15 protein-coding genes are annotated in these 15,812 nt (G+C 44.4%); 9 read left to right on the top strand and 6 right to left on the bottom strand.

Features of this window, described 5'->3' with window-relative positions:
* Window positions 1-65: 65 nt before the first annotated feature.
* The 5 genes from MSP8886_RS12425 (at window position 66) to MSP8886_RS12445 (ending at window position 5,355) form a co-directional block, all read left to right on the top strand.
* Window positions 66-758: an aspartate/glutamate racemase family protein gene (locus MSP8886_RS12425; RefSeq protein WP_067017132.1), complete on the top strand. Its 693-nt coding sequence runs from the start codon at window positions 66-68 to the stop codon at window positions 756-758.
* Window positions 759-897: 139 nt separating this feature from the next.
* The gene (locus MSP8886_RS12430) at window positions 898-1,254 is read left to right on the top strand and encodes a GNAT family N-acetyltransferase (protein WP_370737028.1); all 357 of its coding nucleotides are present in this window, start codon (window positions 898-900) and stop codon (window positions 1,252-1,254) included.
* 65 nt (window positions 1,255-1,319) lie between these two features.
* A complete protein-coding gene (locus tag MSP8886_RS12435) occupies window positions 1,320-2,057 on the top strand; it encodes an SDR family NAD(P)-dependent oxidoreductase (protein WP_067016870.1) in 738 nt (245 codons plus the stop codon).
* Window positions 2,058-2,396: 339 nt separating this feature from the next.
* On the top strand, window positions 2,397-3,734 hold the full coding sequence (locus MSP8886_RS12440; RefSeq protein ID WP_067016871.1) for an MFS transporter: 1,338 nt from the start codon (window positions 2,397-2,399) through the stop codon (window positions 3,732-3,734).
* Between the two features lie 466 nt (window positions 3,735-4,200).
* Window positions 4,201-5,355 carry an N-acetylmuramoyl-L-alanine amidase gene (locus MSP8886_RS12445; RefSeq protein ID WP_067016873.1) on the top strand — a complete coding sequence of 385 codons (1,155 nt, stop codon included), beginning with the start codon at window positions 4,201-4,203 and terminating at the stop codon, window positions 5,353-5,355.
* A gap of 79 nt (window positions 5,356-5,434) precedes the next feature.
* Here MSP8886_RS12445 and MSP8886_RS12450 read toward each other — a convergent pair whose 3' ends face one another.
* The 4 genes from MSP8886_RS12450 to MSP8886_RS12465 form a co-directional block, all read right to left on the bottom strand.
* The gene (locus MSP8886_RS12450) at window positions 5,435-6,079 is read right to left on the bottom strand and encodes an SDR family oxidoreductase (protein WP_067016875.1); all 645 of its coding nucleotides are present in this window, start codon (window positions 6,077-6,079) and stop codon (window positions 5,435-5,437) included.
* A gap of 179 nt (window positions 6,080-6,258) precedes the next feature.
* Window positions 6,259-8,139 (bottom strand): 1-deoxy-D-xylulose-5-phosphate synthase, encoded by a 1,881-nt coding sequence (dxs, locus tag MSP8886_RS12455; RefSeq protein ID WP_067016877.1) that lies wholly within the window; start codon window positions 8,137-8,139, stop codon window positions 6,259-6,261.
* 50 nt (window positions 8,140-8,189) lie between these two features.
* Window positions 8,190-9,071: a (2E,6E)-farnesyl diphosphate synthase gene (gene ispA / locus MSP8886_RS12460; RefSeq protein WP_067016879.1), complete on the bottom strand. Its 882-nt coding sequence runs from the start codon at window positions 9,069-9,071 to the stop codon at window positions 8,190-8,192.
* The gene (locus MSP8886_RS12465; RefSeq protein WP_067016881.1) at window positions 9,068-9,310 is read right to left on the bottom strand and encodes an exodeoxyribonuclease VII small subunit; all 243 of its coding nucleotides are present in this window, start codon (window positions 9,308-9,310) and stop codon (window positions 9,068-9,070) included. Before MSP8886_RS12465 ends, ispA begins: the two co-directional genes overlap by 4 nt.
* Before the next feature lie 171 nt (window positions 9,311-9,481).
* Between MSP8886_RS12465 and pomA the strand changes: the two genes are divergently transcribed.
* Entirely contained in the window at window positions 9,482-10,237 is a 756-nt protein-coding gene (pomA, locus tag MSP8886_RS12470) for a flagellar motor protein PomA (RefSeq protein ID WP_067016883.1), read from the top strand.
* 43 nt (window positions 10,238-10,280) lie between these two features.
* Window positions 10,281-11,276, top strand: a complete 996-nt coding sequence (locus MSP8886_RS12475; protein WP_067016885.1) for a flagellar motor protein MotB — start codon at window positions 10,281-10,283, stop codon at window positions 11,274-11,276.
* Window positions 11,277-11,344: 68 nt separating this feature from the next.
* Here MSP8886_RS12475 and bioA read toward each other — a convergent pair whose 3' ends face one another.
* Complete coding sequence (bioA, locus tag MSP8886_RS12480; RefSeq protein WP_067016887.1) at window positions 11,345-12,646, bottom strand: adenosylmethionine--8-amino-7-oxononanoate transaminase; 1,302 nt, start codon at window positions 12,644-12,646, stop codon at window positions 11,345-11,347.
* Between the two features lie 111 nt (window positions 12,647-12,757).
* Window positions 12,758-13,543 carry a ComF family protein gene (locus tag MSP8886_RS12485; protein WP_245659096.1) on the bottom strand — a complete coding sequence of 262 codons (786 nt, stop codon included), beginning with the start codon at window positions 13,541-13,543 and terminating at the stop codon, window positions 12,758-12,760.
* A gap of 28 nt (window positions 13,544-13,571) precedes the next feature.
* On the opposite strand from MSP8886_RS12485, the gene bioB reads away from it, so the two are divergent.
* Together bioB and bioF are read left to right on the top strand one after the other, a co-directional pair.
* Window positions 13,572-14,627, top strand: coding sequence for a biotin synthase BioB (gene bioB / locus MSP8886_RS12490; protein ID WP_067016891.1), 1,056 nt, complete (start codon window positions 13,572-13,574; stop codon window positions 14,625-14,627).
* Entirely contained in the window at window positions 14,620-15,804 is a 1,185-nt protein-coding gene (gene bioF / locus MSP8886_RS12495) for an 8-amino-7-oxononanoate synthase (RefSeq protein ID WP_370737027.1), read from the top strand. Before bioB ends, bioF begins: the two co-directional genes overlap by 8 nt.
* Window positions 15,805-15,812 lie beyond the last annotated feature (8 nt).

Genomic DNA, 15,812 nt, shown 5'->3' on the forward strand with positions numbered 1-15,812 from the left:
CCGATGCCACCCAATATTTTCAACCTGTGTTTGTTCATTTATATCTAAAACAATATGGAGAGATCATGAAAACGATTGGCATGTTAGGAGGCATGAGTTGGGAATCAACTGTGACTTACTACGAGGCGCTCAATAAAGGCATTAAAGCCGCATTAGGTGGTTTACATTCTGCGAAAATTTGTCTTCATAGCGTGGATTTTGAGGAGATTAAAACCTTACAACATGAGGGAAAGTGGGAGGAAACGGCTGCCATTTTAGCCAATGGGGCAAAGTCTGTCGAAGCGGGTGGGGCGGATTTTCTACTGATTTGTACGAATACTATGCATCAGGTGGCGCCTCAAATTGCCGAGCAGATTTCCATCCCCATTTTGCACATAGCCGACGCAACAGCGGACGTGTTAAAAGCTGATGGCATTACTAAAGTGGGGTTGTTGGGAACACGTTTTACCATGGAACAGGACTTTTATAAAAATCGCTTAATCGAGCATTTTGGCATTGATGTGGTGGTTCCTGGTGAAGCGGATCGAGAGTCCGTGCACACTATTATTTATGATGAATTGTGCCAAGGGCAAATTTATACGGAGTCGCGAGAGCGCTATTTAGCCATCATTGATTTGCTTCATAAACGTGGCGCCCAAGCGGTGATTTTAGGTTGTACTGAGATTGGGCTGTTGGTGCAGCAGCGTCATACCCATGTGCCCTTGTACGACACCACAAAACTGCATGCGGATGCAGCCGTAGCCTTTGCGCTTTCTTAAAAAGGATAAATAGGTGTATCAAATAAGATTGCTTGAGCCCCATAAAGCCAGTGTTTATTGAGAGATTAGGCTAGAAGCGCTAAACACTTATCCAGATTGTTTTGCGGCGGATTATGAGCAGCAAAAAGCCTTGCCAACCTTGTACTTTGAGCGTTTGATAAAGGAAGGCTCTACGAAAGGAAAGATGGCAGGCGTGTTTATCAATGCAGAGCTTGTCGGAATTTGTGGTGTAACCTTTGAAACAACACTATTGCCAGACGCTGGTGAAATTATTCAAATGTACGTGAAGCCGACCAGTCAACATTTGGGGATCGGCAGGGCATTGATGAGATTTATGGAAACTGTGTCTCTAGACTGTTCTATTAAAACCTTAGTGTTAGGCGTTGAGCCGTCTAATAAAACCGCTTTTGGCTGGTATCAAGGTTTGGGCTATCGCTTCGATCAAGTATTATCCAAAGAGGCTAATGTTCAATATATGAAATTATCACTCCTATAGATACTCATTAATAGGTTGTCTTATTTATTTGTGAGAACGGATGCTAAACGCAGAAAAGGGGTTTTATGAAAGTTGTATTTGTTTCAGGTGGAAGTAAAGGCATCGGGCTTGCTTCTGTATTGCGTTTTGTTGAGCTGGGTTATCAAGTGGTTACATGCTCTCGTGAACCGGCAGTATGGGGTGATGTGTTGTCTCAGCACCCTGAACTTCATGCTGTTGATTATGTCCAAGCAGATTTATCGAAAGAAGAAGCGGTCTCTCAATTATTTGTTTATATTGAAAAACAGTATGGTAAGTTAGATATTGCGATTAATAATGCCTCACCGTTATTAGCCTCTAAGGGGCGTTTTGAATCGGTTTCTGTAGATGCATTAAAAGAAACCATGCTCAATGATTATTGGTCGTATGCATTATGCCTTAAGTATGAGTTGGCGTTGATGTCTGCTGGGGCCAGTGTGGTGAATATCAGCTCGGTTAATGGTTTGCGTCCAACTCCTAATGCCGCTATGTACAGTTCGGCAAAGCATGGATTAGAAGGTTTAACGCGTTCTGTTGCCTTAGAGGCTATTGAAAAAGGTGTGCGTGTCAATGGGGTTGCTCCTGGGGTGACCTGGACACCTCGTTGGCAAGAACGGCAACGAGAAACACCAAGGATCAAAGAAGAGGTAGCTGATGTGGTGCCAATTAAACGCTTTGCTGAGGCGGAAGAAATTGTGGGGGCGATTGAGTTTTTATCTTCTGATAAAGCCAATTACATTGTTGGGCATACGTTAGTGGTGGATGGCGGTATTTCTTTAGTCTGATGGGCTGAATATGGCTAAAGTGCCTATATATGGCTGTAAATTATTAACAGCGTTGCTTATTGTTGGTTCTTGAAAATGGCCTATTTTCTTGGCTTGTGCACTTTTTAATTGAGCTGAAAATACATTTAGGCTTTTTTCGTGTCTACGGAATAATTTGTCGACAAAACCAACAAAATTTCTTTATTTTGTTGTGTCTCATCAGTAAACTTCATTCCCCCTGTTTGAAAATACTTCATATCGCACTCGTGAATTTGCCTTCATGAAATAAAATATAACCGTGGTAGAAGCAGGCAGGACTCTTAAACAAAAGTATCCTTTAAAAGTAGTTGTCTATCAATCATGAATACAAAAACAAGCTCTCAACCTAATCAAGCCGAGGGTGGGTCAGATGCTCATCGTCGTCTAAATCGAAGTGATGCAAAAACGTTAAGTCTATCCGCCCTTGGTGGCGCGTTGGAGTTTTACGATTTTGTTATTTTCGTTTATTTTGCCAATGTTGTTGGCAGTCTTTTCTTTCCGGCCGATATGCCTGAATGGCTTCGCCAAGTACAAACCTACGGGATTTTCGCTGCTGGTTACTTAGCTCGTCCATTGGGCGGTGTGATTATGGCGCACTTTGGTGACATACTGGGTCGTAAACGTATGTTTATGATGAGTATTTTGCTGATGGCTGTACCTACTTTAGCCATTGGTCTTATGCCAACCTATGAGACGATTGGTATTGCCGCACCTTTACTCTTGTTGTTCTTCCGTGTCTTGCAAGGTGCCGCGATTGGTGGCGAAGCGCCTGGGGCGTGGGTCTTTGTGACAGAGCACGTGTCTAAGCGTCATGTGGGATTTGCGTGTGGGGTCTTGTCGTCAGGTCTTGTCGCAGGGATTTTGATCGGATCTTTGGTTGCCACCTTTATGCATTCTATTTACAGTGCTGCTGAGATTCACAGTTATGCTTGGCGTTATCCTTTTATTCTAGGTGGTTTGTTTGGTTTTATTACCATGTACTTACGTCGCTGGCTACAGGAAACGCCCGTATTTAAGGAAATGGAATCACGTAAAGAATTAGCGCAAGAGTTGCCCATTAAATCTGTGGTTAAAAAACACATTCCTTCTGTGTTGGTTTCTATGGCGGTGACTTGGGTGTTAACGGCTGCAGTGGTAGTGACGATTTTAATGACGCCAGCCTTATTACAGAAGCTGATTCATCTGGATCCTCAAACTTCGTTAGAAGCAAACAGCTTAGCGATAATTTGCGTTATCATCGGTTGCTGGGTTTGCGGTGCGCTGGCAGATCGCTTTGGTAATGGCCCCATTTTGGCGATTTTCAGTATTGGTCTGGGCGTGAGCTATTGGATGTTTTACAGCACCATGTTGCATGACACGACTTTGTTGTTTCCTATGTATGCATTAGTCGGTTTCTTTGTTGGTTTGACGGGTGTGGTGCCTGCTATCGCCGTAAAGAGCTTTCCAGCCGCTATTCGTTTTTCAGGGTTGTCTTTCTCTTATAATTTAGCTTATGCCATTTTTGGTGGGACGACGCCGTTAGTCGTGAGTACTTTGTTAAGAGAAGACCCACTTGCTCCTGCTTATTATGTGGCGTTTGTATGCGGTGTTGGGGTGTTAGCAAGCCTTGCCGTCATGGGATTTAGAAGACGTTTAGACTTGGTGGCTCATCCGGTCTAAGTCTTTGCTTACCCTTTGCGTTGGGGTATATGCATCCAAAAAGGGAACTAGATAGAGATGCTATCTTGCTCCCTTTTTTGATTCTTGTCGGGTGTTTTACCGGAAAATTGCAGAAAATGCTGTCTTTTTTGCTCGTAATTCAAGCGTAAAGTTTTTGGAAGTGCTGGGTATTTTTTTGAGATTTTAGTTTATTCGTGGTTACATAACTGCGTTAACTTAGTCTAGGGAAGGTATGAATAGGTTCTCTTTTCTCTAAATTTGAACAAAAAGTTTGCTCAACTGAGCACGCATCCCGTATTAATAGTCTATCTATTAATTGAGGGTATGTGCAGTGAATACTGGCTTTTAAAACGCGCTCTTTGACGTTTTTCGAAAACTTGAGATATAAAGAAGACCCATCTTCCTCTTCTCCCATAAGGCTTTGTTGTTGTAAACAATTTGCTCAAACGAAGATGGCGTATTTCCTATGTCAAGTACTACTCGACGTGAATTTATTCAACGGCTCCTAATGGCATCTGGTGCTGTTTTATTATCTGCCCCAGTTTTGGCGGCGACCCGCTCTAACATTTTAAAAGCGGTTCATTCTTCTCATGATGGTAAGCTAACTCGCCTAACATTTGACTTAGCCCAGGTTCCCCATTACAACGTCTTTAAGCTGTCAAATCCCGCTAGGTTGGTAGTGGATTTACATGATACAGCCAATCACAGTAACCTAGAGTCGCTGAAAAGGAGTGGTCTATTCGATAATGTTCGTTGGGCTGTTCACCATGATAAAACGCTACGGGTTGTCTTTGATTTACCCCATCAAACCTCTTTTGATGGGGCGTCTATTGATAAGCATACAGGGCATCTGGCTTTAGATTTTACTAATAGTTTAGTACATCATGCTGTTGCGAAAAGGCATCCGGTTAAGCGCGATATTATTGTGGTTGTGGATCCCGGTCATGGTGGGAAAGACCCGGGTGCGACTGGAAAATACGGCACCCATGAAAAAAATGTCGTGTTAGAAATTAGTCGTATGCTGAAGCGTAAGCTGGATAATACCCAAGGTTTTAGAGTCGTCATGACGCGGGATAAAGATATATTTATTCCACTGCGTCAACGGGTCAATATTGCCCATAAGCATAAGGCTGATATTTTTGTTTCTGTCCACGCGGATGCCTGTGATGATCGCTCTGTAAAAGGCTCTTCTGTTTATATTTTGTCAAATAAAGGCGCTAGTAGTGTGATGGCACGTCGTTTAGCGCATCGAGAAAATAATGCGGATTTGATTGGTGGTGTATCTCTCAAAAATAAAGGCACTATGCTGGCTAAAGTGTTATTAGATCTGTCTCAGACTGGCACTATATCGGCCAGTTCCGATCTTGCTCATACCATGATTCGCAATCTAGCGGAAAATGAGCGTGTGCTTCACCGCAAAGTGGAGCGAGCGGCATTTGCTGTATTGAAATCCCCTGATATCCCATCTGCTTTAGTGGAAACCGCCTTTATTTCTAATCCGACTCAAGAGAAGAAATTGAGAACAAAGGCGTTCCAAAACAAGATTGCCAATGCGCTTCATGATGGAATAAAAAGCTACTGTTTGGCGAACATTCCAGAACGCAACCTCATTATTAGCTAATTACAACAGGATAAAATTCCCCAAATTGAGCGTCTGACTCAGTTTGGGGAATGCTTGTTTATTAGCATTAGAGATTAAATTAAGCAGACGGTACCAGTACGTTATCAAAGTCGTAGGTGCCATTAAACAGTTCAAAGATCTTTCCGTTCAAATTGTCTTTACTTAAAATATGCATAACCGCTTTGGCCACATCGGCACGAGGTATCGCCATTTCTGAGCGCGAATCAGGACGTTTTATAGTGATTTTTCCCAGGCTTTTGTCATTCGTGAGAGGGCCTGGGCGAACAATGGTATACGGAACACCCGATTTTATTAGGTAATCATCCGCCATGTGTTTCGCAACAAGGTAAGGTTTGATGTTAGATTCTAGTGCATCTGGATCATCGGCGCCTATGCTGCTAACTAAGATGAACTGTTTCACCTGAGCTTCTTTTGCGTAGTCAATTGCCTTTTTGGCTGCCCATAAATCAATCAGTAAGGTTTTGTCAGGCCCGGTCTGAGCGCCTGAACCAGCTGTGAAAATGACGCGATCAATCCCTTCAAAGGCGTCACGAAAATCCCCCTCTAGATCCGCTTCCATGATATCAAGTTGCTTTCCCTCAAGATTGCTGAGTTTGCTTTTGTCACGGACCAGAGCACGCGTAGGCTGATTCGTTTGTGCCATTGTTTGAGTGATGGTTTTGCCAATTTGGCCGCTTGCACCAATGATTAAGGTTTTACTCATTATCTGACTCCCTAAGTTAGTTGCCTTTATTTACTATATTAGGCGGGAGTTTCAAAGTTAAACCCTTTCGTTGAGGTTTGCATACTTGGTGGACATTTTTAGGTCGGTTGCTGAATATGAAAAGCCGATTTTTACGTCGGCTTTTCATATTTGATTGCGTTGTAGAAAAGGGTAGTGAATTAGATTTGCTCTAATTTCTGTTTGATCTGCTGTTCTATACCGTCAGCATCTAATCTGATTCGTTTAAGCATTGCCCCATGGCTTGCATGTTCTTCGTATTGGTCAGGCAGTCCGATATGCAGGGTAGGAACATTGATATTATTAGCTAGTAAGAACTCACTGACTGCTGAGCCAGCGCCCCCCATGATGGCATTTTCTTCCACTGTCACAATAAGCTTGGCATGTTGGTGATTCAGTAACGCTGCTTCGTCTAATGGTTTAACAAAACGCATGTCCAGTAGTGTCGCATCTAAATGGTTGGCTGCTTGTAATGCATCGTAGGTGGGTCGTCCAAAGCTACAAATGAGAATGTCGGAGTGGCCAGTATGGAGTGTGCGTGCTTCGCCTATTTTAATGGTTTCAAGGGTGTTTTCTATCTCGATACCTCTTCCTGTGCCGCGTGGGTAACGAACAGCCGCAGGGCCTTGGTATTCGTACCCTGTTTGTAGCATTTTTCGGCATTCATCTTCATCAGATGGAGCCATGATCACCATGTTTGGAATGCAGCGTAAATAACTTAAATCGTAAGCTCCTGCATGGGTAGGGCCATCTTCCCCTACGAGCCCAGCTCGGTCGATAGCGAAAAGAACATCCAAATTTTGCAGAGCGACATCGTGGATCAATTGGTCATAGGCGCGTTGTAAAAAGGTGGAGTAAATCGCGACAACAGGTTTTAAGCCATCACAGGCCATACCTGCCGCTAAAGTGACGGCATGCTGTTCGGCAATGGCGACATCAAAATAGCGTGTCGGAAAGCGCTCCGCGAAAGCAATCAGGTCAGAACCTTCTTTCATGGCAGGGGTGATGGCAACAAGTTGGCTATCGTGCTCGGCGGCATCACAAATCCATTTACCAAAAATGTTACAGTATTTTGGTAGGTTCTTTTTAGGTGTATCGTTCGGGCCGTCTTGCTCTATTTTGCTGATAGCATGGAAACCAATCGGGTCACCTTCAGCCGGTTCGAAGCCCTTGCCTTTTTTGGTGATGATATGCAAGAACTGCGGGCCAGAGCGATCTTTCATATTGTTAATGGTGGTGAGTAGATGATCCATATCGTGACCGTCGATTGGGCCTATGTAGTTAAACCCTAACTCTTCAAACATGGTGGCAGGAGATACCAAACCTTTCATATGCTCTTCGGCTTTTCGAGCGAGTTCTTCAAGTGCTGATGGGAGCCCGGAAAAGACTTTTTGACCACCTTTTCGAATATGATCGTAGGTTTTGCTGGCCCACATACGAGCAAAGTAGCTGGATAATGCACCGACTGGTTTGGAGATGGACATTTCGTTGTCGTTTAAGATAACCAGCATATCGGCTTTCACATCACCTGCGTGATTCAATGCTTCAAAGGCCATACCAGCCGACATTGCACCATCACCGATGACGGCTACCGCTTTGCGTTGGCTGTGAAGAAGACGAGAAGCGAGTGACATACCTAAAGCGGCACCAATAGACGTACTGGAATGGCCAACGCCAAAGGTGTCATATTCGCTTTCTTCACGCTTAGGGAAGCCTGAAATGCCATTTTCCTGACGAATATTGAGTAACGCATCGCGGCGTCCCGTCAATATTTTATGTGGATAAGCCTGATGACCAACGTCCCATACGATACGGTCTTCTGGCGTGTTATATAAATAATGTAAGGCGACAGTCAGTTCTATGACGCCCAAACCTGCTCCAAAGTGTCCACCTGTCTGTCCCACGCTAAAGAGCATATATTCACGAAGCTCGCGTACAAATTTAGGCAGCTGCTCTTTTTTTAACTTGCGCAGGTCTGCCGGAGAGTTTACCTGATCAAGTAGTGGGGTGTTGGGTCGTGAGGTTGGGATTTCGTCGAACATGGGCACCAGTATGGTCACATTAATAAAGTTATTATAAGCGGGCTAGTATATCAGTGGTTGCGACCAATAATATAGTTCGCAAGCTCTATTAAAGGTTGCGCAGCGTCACCAAAAGGCGAAATTTTTTCAATTGCTTGTTGATTAAGGTTTTTTGCTAACTTTTTTGCCCCTTCTAAGCCAAGTAGTTTGGGGTAAGTTGGCTTGTTAGCATCCGCATCGGCAAATTGTGTTTTTCCTAGAGTCTGCGTATCACTGGTGATATCGATAATGTCGTCTTGAACTTGAAATGCCAACCCAATGGCATTGGCATAGTCATCCAGCGCGGCTAGTTGATTGGCATCCTCTAGTCCAACGCTGATGGCTCCCATGCGCACACTGGCACGGATCAGGGCGCCTGTTTTGTGGGCATGCATTTCTTCTAACGCCTGAATATTGATGTCCTGTCCGACGTTTGATAAATCAATCATTTGTCCGGTCACCATCCCATGTCGTCCAGACGCACGGGCTAACTCCTGAATGAGTTGTAATTGGCGCTGAGCTTGGTTAAGGGATGGGCAGCTGAGTAATTCAAAGGCGAAAGTTTGCAAAGCGTCTCCAGCAAGGATTGCTGTGGCTTCATCAAATTGGATATGGCAGGTTGGTTTACCTCTACGCAAATCATCATCGTCCATCGCTGGTAGGTCATCGTGAATCAATGAATAGGCGTGAATCGACTCAATGGCTGCAGCACAGGCGTCCGTCAGCGGAGTGGGTTCAGCAAAGAGGGCTGCGCTAGCGTATGTCAGCATGGGGCGAATGCGCTTACCGCCATTAAATAGACTATAATCCATGGCAGTCTGTAAGGAAGCCGCAGGTTGATATAGGTCTAACGTTTGCTTTAAGTAACAGTCGACTCGTTGACGCGCGTAATTGGAGAATTGGTCTAGGTTCACGAATTTGTTTCCGGATCAAAAGGTTCTAAGTGTTCACCATCTTGCTTATCAAGTAGAATTTGCACTTTTTGCTCGGCCTGTGTTAGCACTCGTTGGCATTCTTGGCTTAATTTTACGCCTTTTTCAAAGGCTTTAAGCGCGTCTTCTAGGGACAGTTGGTTGGACTCTAGTTGCGTTACTATGGCGTCCAAGTCGGTTAAGTTGTCTTCGAAGTGACGGACAGTTGTTTTAGGGGGCATGATAATATCTCTCGTTGCTATCTACAATTTTTAACAGAAAAAGACGAAATCTTCGAGTTCAATTGTAGGGAAATTACAAAAATAAAGGATCAAGGAGTGAACCTTTTCTTCTCTTTCGTTTAGAATTAAGAAAGTTGTTGAGCATTATAGCTTTTTTCGTAGGAGACGTGTGTGGATATCGCAACGTTAATCGGGCTTATTGGTTCGTTAGCAATTGTTTTTATGGCCATTATGTTAGGGGGGTCGCTCGGTGAGTTTGTCGATCCCGCCTCCATCTTGATTGTATTGGTGGGTTCGCTTTTTGTTGTGCTCATTCAGTACCCATTAAGCCAGTTTTTATCAACTGGCAAAGTGGTTGTAAAAGCGTTTATGTTTAAGAGTGTGCCTGTAGATGCTTTGATCGATGAAATTTACGCTTTAGCCGATGAAGCTAGAAAAGGCGGCTTGCTGTCTTTGGAAGGGAAAGAGGTGAGTCATCCTTTTTTATCGAAAGGTATTCAAATGCTTGTCGATGGTCACGATGGCAGTGTGGTTCGCGCTCAACTGTCTAAAGACATGAATATGTCGTATACCCGCCATGATAATGGCGCGAAGATTTTTAAAGCGTTTGGTGACACAGGTCCCGCGATGGGGATGATTGGAACGCTAGTTGGTTTGGTGCAGATGTTGGCCAATATGAGTGATCCTAAGGCCATTGGTCCAGCCATGGCGGTTGCTTTGTTGACGACTTTATACGGTGCAATGTTAGCCAATATGGTGTGTTTACCTATCCAAGCTAAGTTAATGAATCGTGCAAACGAAGAGTTAACCTGTCAGAAGCTGATTCTTGACGCTTTGTTAGCGATTCAATCAGGGCAAAACCCTCGTATTATCGATGGCGTGTTGAAAACCTATCTTGCAGAAGGTAAGCGTGTTGAACGTGAATAAAACCGCTGTTAATGAACAGTCAAGTTGTGACCGGATTAACTAAATGAGTGATGAAGAAGAACAAGAGTGTCCTGAATGCGTAGAAGGCTTACCTGCCTATATGGGGACATTCGCAGACTTAATGTCTCTATTGATGTGTTTCTTTGTGCTGTTGCTGTCTTTTTCTGAAATGGATGTCTTAAAATTTAAACAGCTAGCTGGCTCAATGCGTGAAGCATTTGGTGTTCAAAAAGAGCTTAAAGCTGAGTCTATTCCTATGGGAACATCCATTATTGCTCAGGAGTTTAGCCCAGGAAGACCGGATCCAACCCCCATCAATGAGGTTAGGCAAAAAACGGATAATATCCCTAAAAATACGCTAGAAGTTCTGTGTAAGCCTGGTCAAGCGGATTTAAATAATAAAGACAGTGCGGGTTTACCGTCTAAACAGATTTTTGTGGATCAATCAAAAGCGAATTTGGAGCAAGAAAAGAAAATTAAACAAACGGAAGAAGATGCACAGCAAGTGGCGTCAGTGCTACGAGAGGAAATTTCTAAAGGGACTGTTGAGGTTGAAACACAAGAACAAACTATCACGATTCGTTTGAAAGACAATGGCTCATTTAAATCCGGGTCAGCGGAATTAAACTACGATTTTATTCCGGTAATCGACATGATTCGTGATGTTTTAGTCGGTATCAAAGGGACTATTTCTGTTGAAGGGCATACTGATAATGTGCCTATTGTGAGTAAGAAGTTTAAATCAAACTGGGCACTATCGTCTGCTCGAGCTTTGTCGGTGGCAGAAGAGTTATTTGCTGATGGTAGGTTGGATCAAAATCGTTTTGCGGTAACAGGTTTTGCTGATACCAGACCCTTGGTGCCAAACGATACGCCAGCACATCGAGCGATGAATCGACGAGTTGAAATTGTAATTAGGCAAAATGACCTGTCGAGACCGAAAATGCAAACGGATGATAAGCCCATTAATGATGGCGCCATTGAGTACGATAAATCAGACTTGAAGAACTTTGACCTATCGCCAGGTGAGATTTTCTAGCCGTTGATTTTGACGATAGGTCAGTTTTGATGGTTGTTAGGTGTGTAAGTTGATAGAGAGGCCAGCCTTTATACTGGGTTGGCCTCTTCACCGGCGACTTTATAAATCGCTTTTCCTAACGTGTTGATTTGTTCTTTAGTGATGATATAGGGAGGCATCAAGTAAATCAGCTTGCCAAATGGCCTTATCCAAACACCTTGTTCAACAAATTTTGGTTGTATTTCATGCTGATTAACCGCTTGTTTTAACTCAACGACACCAATTGCTCCAAAGCAGCGCACATCTTGTACCTGATCTAAGGTGCGGCAAGGTTCTAACGCCTCTTTCATCCAATCTTCTATTTGTTTGACAGTATTTTCTATGTCGTAGCTCACCAATAATTCGAGGCTAGCATTGGCTGCAGAACAAGCTAGAGGATTCCCCATGAAGGTTGGACCATGCATAAAGACACCGCCATTATCACTGATACCAAGGGCGACTTTGTCGCTGGCAAGTGTGGCGGCTAAGGTAAGGTAACCACCCGTTAGCGCTTTGCCAACACACATGATATCTGGGCTAATGCGTGTATGGTCGGTTGCGAATGGTTTGCCTGTTCGGCCGAATCCGGTAGCGATTTCATCGAAAATTAATAGGATATCGAACTCATCACACAGTGCTCGTAAACGGTTAAGGTAGTCCGGATTGTAGAAGCGCATACCGCCCGCATTTTGTACGACGGGCTCAATGATAAAGCCGGCAATCTTGTGATGATTCGTAGCAAAAAGTGTCCGAATTTCGTCTATATAACTGTCTTTAACGGGCGTATCTATGCCTGTTGGTGGCGGGGAGATAAAGAACTGTTGAGTGACAGCACCATTGAATAAGTTATGCATGCCATTTTCTGGGTCACAGACAGACATAGCGGCAAAGGTATCACCATGGTAACCACTTTTGGGAGTGGCAAAGAATTGTTTGTCTGCTTTTCCCTGAGTGTGCCAATACTGGATGGCCATTTTTAATGCTACTTCTACTGACACGGAACCCGAGTCGGAAAAAAATACTCGGGTGAGTGTTTGTGGGGTCATAGCGACCAATTTCTGGGCGAGTTCAATGGCGGGTTTGTGTGTCAGTCCACCAAACATGACATGGGAAAATTGATCGAGCTGCAGCTTTATTGCTTGGTTCATGGTTGGATGGTTGTAACCATGGATGACGCTCCACCAGGAGGACATACCATCGATCAGTGTTTGACCGCTAGCCAAATGAATTTCGCAACCTGAGGCGTGTTCTACCAAATACTGGGGCGTTGGTGAGCTCATTGAGGTATAGGGGTGCCAAAGTAGTTGTTTGTCTAGCTCTATATCACTTTGATGGGAGGTATAATCTTGCATTGTAAAACCATTTCTTCTTGTGGAGGCGTTTGGAGTCTAAACAAAGCGACACGCCTTTGCTACCAGTCTGTAGCGTTTAAAGTGGGTAAACTGGCTGTGAGAAAGCATAGGTTAGCCGTGTTTTTCATCGGGCGTTCTGGCAATGACCCATATGTCGATACGTTTTGCCCCTTTTCTTTGTAGTGCCTTAGCACAGCTCTCTAGCGTACTGCCTGTGGTCATGACATCGTCGAATAACGCAACATGTTCTTCTATTGGTTCCTGAATTTGATAAACGCCTTGTTGGTTTTGCATTCGCAGTTTCCGGCTTAAGGTGTGTTGTGCTTGTGTGTGAATACTTTTTTGAATTGGGTTACGGCTGGCTATATAAGGCGTGCTGCTGGTTAGGGTGGGTTTGAGGAGTGAGCATAATGTATTGGCCATTATTTGAGTCTGACAGAAGCCGCGTTCTTTTATGCGCTGCGGATGGCTTGGTACGAACAATAGTTGGCTTGGCCAAGGTGTCGTGTGCGAATAATAAGCGATGAGATAGTCTCTTACTATTTCCATTAATGGTTGGATAAAATGGGCTTGTTGGTGAAATTTAATGTTTTGGATCAAGACTCTCGTTGTACCTTCGTAGCGTAAAGGGGCTAAACAGCGATAATAGGGAGGTGGGGTTGCTTGGCATTTGTCACATAGACTTTGTGAGGCATTTTGTGCCATTTGCTGTTGCGGCAGAGGACGTTGGCACACAGCACAAGCGTGGTGATTATATTCGAGTCCTGTTTTGCAATATTCACAGATGGCTGCTTTGCTATGGGCTTGGCAGATGCTGCATTGGTTTGAAAATATACTGTAGTAAACTCTTGATAAAAATGAGGTTGACAGTTGTAACCAGTCCATTAGTATTGCCATCCTTAACGCCATATTTTTTGAGGATATTATGCCTGCCACTAACTCGATTGAGCCACGTTTTGATTGGACTCATGCTGAAATTACAGAACTTTTTAATCTGCCTTTTATGGATCTGATGTTTCGCGCTCAAACGGTCCATCGTCAAAATTTTGCACCCAACGAAGTGCAGGTGAGTATGTTATTATCAATTAAGACCGGTGCTTGTCCAGAAGATTGTAAATATTGCCCGCAGAGTGGCCATTACAATACGGAGCTGGAAAAAGAGAAACTGATGGAAGTTCAAAAAGTGCTGGAAGAAGCGCAGCTGGCTAAAGAAAAGGGCGCGAGCCGTTTCTGTATGGGGGCGGCTTGGAAGCACCCCTCAGAAAAAGATTTTCCCTATGTGCTTGAAATGATCAAAGGGGTAAAAGCCCTAGGGCTTGAGTCTTGTGTCACTCTAGGGACACTGAATGATGAGCAAGCACAGCGTTTATCAGACGTTGGCTTGGACTATTACAACCACAACTTGGATACGTCGGCAGAATTTTACGACAGTATTATCACGACTCGAACCTACCAAGATCGTCTGGATACCCTGTCACGAGTGCGAGATTCAGGCATTAAATTATGTTGTGGTGGTATTATGGGAATGGGAGAAGAGCAAAAGGATCGTGTGGGTCTGATTCGCCAGTTGTCCCAAATGATGCCTCACCCCGAAAGTGTGCCAATTAATATGCTGGTAAAAGTGGAAGGGACGCCAATGGCCAATGTGGATGATCTTGATGAGTTCGAGTTTATCCGCACCATTGCAGTGGCGCGTATTGTCATGCCGATGTCTCATGTACGCTTGTCCGCGGGTCGTCAGGGTATGAGTGAGCAAACGCAAGCCTTGTGTTTTATGGCGGGCGCTAATTCTATTTTTTATGGTGAAAAATTGCTGACTACAGCCAACCCTGAAGCGGATAAGGACATGAACTTATTCAACAAGTTGGGTATTACACCTGAAAAGCGTGAAGAACATTCTGACCAAGCGGTGATGGAAGCCATTGCAGATCAGGTTGTGAAGCAGGAAGAATCTAAACTGTTTTACGATGCCAATGCCTAATACACCACTCTGGATAAAGACGGCACTTGACGAGCGCCGTCAACAGGCCTTACTGCGTCAAACGGTGACGTTAGATGGTCCACAAACACCAACAGCGCGCTTTAACGGTTCTATTTATACTTCTTTTTGTTCAAATGATTACTTGGGGTTGGCTAATCATCCTGATTTGATTCGCGCAGTGCAGGCTAGCGCGGAGCAATATGGTGTCGGTGGGGGCGCATCGCATTTAGTTTGTGGTCATTTGGCGCCCCATCAAGCATTAGAAGAAGCGCTGGCAGATTGGCTCGGTTATGAGAGGGTGATGTTATTTAGCACCGGATACATGGCTAATCTGGGAGTGATTTCTGCGTTGGCTTCGAAAACATGTCCTGTCGTTCAGGATAAACTTAACCATGCGTCCTTAATCGATGGTAGCGTATTGGCTCAATCGTTATTGCGTCGTTACCTTCATGGTGATGTGTCTAGTGCCCGCAAACTGTTGCAGAAAATTGCCATCCCTGGTCTATTGGTGACGGATGGCGTGTTTAGTATGGATGGTGACCTTGCGCCCTTGGCTTCTTTAGCGGCATTGGCTCAGGAGGAAAATTGGCTTTTTATGGTTGATGATGCTCATGGGCTGGGTTGTTTAGGTAATAATGGGCGAGGCAGTCTCTCTTTAGAAAGCTTGGATGCTCGTGCAGTGCCTGTATTAGTGGGGACATTTGGCAAGGCGTTTGGCACATCAGGGGCTTTTGTGGCCACCTCGAATGAAATTGCTGATTATTTGACACAATTTGCTCGCCCTTACATATACACTACCTCTATGTCACCTGCGATAGCGGGTGCAACCTTGGCGGCTTTGCGCCTGATTCAGTCAAGTGAAGGGGAGGAGAGGCGAGCAATATTAGCTAGTCATATTCGTTACTTTCGTCAACGAATGGCTGAACTTCCTGTTCGTTTGATGCCATCAGATACGGCGATACAACCAATTGTCATTGGTGATAGTGATAAAACGCTTGCGGCGAGCGAGGCATTAAAGACCTTAGGTGTATGGTGTACGGCGATTCGTCCACCAACCGTTCCAATTGGCAGTGCTCGGCTACGTATTACGTTGAGTGCCTCGCATAGTAAAGACGATTTGGCTTTGTTGTGTGATTCGCTAGAGTCAGTATTGGTCGCTAAGGTAAAGTGCGAATAAGTCCTAGT

Source organism: Marinomonas spartinae (genome assembly GCF_900089775.1).
In the GTDB taxonomy this organism is placed as follows: domain Bacteria; phylum Pseudomonadota; class Gammaproteobacteria; order Pseudomonadales; family Marinomonadaceae; genus Marinomonas; species Marinomonas spartinae.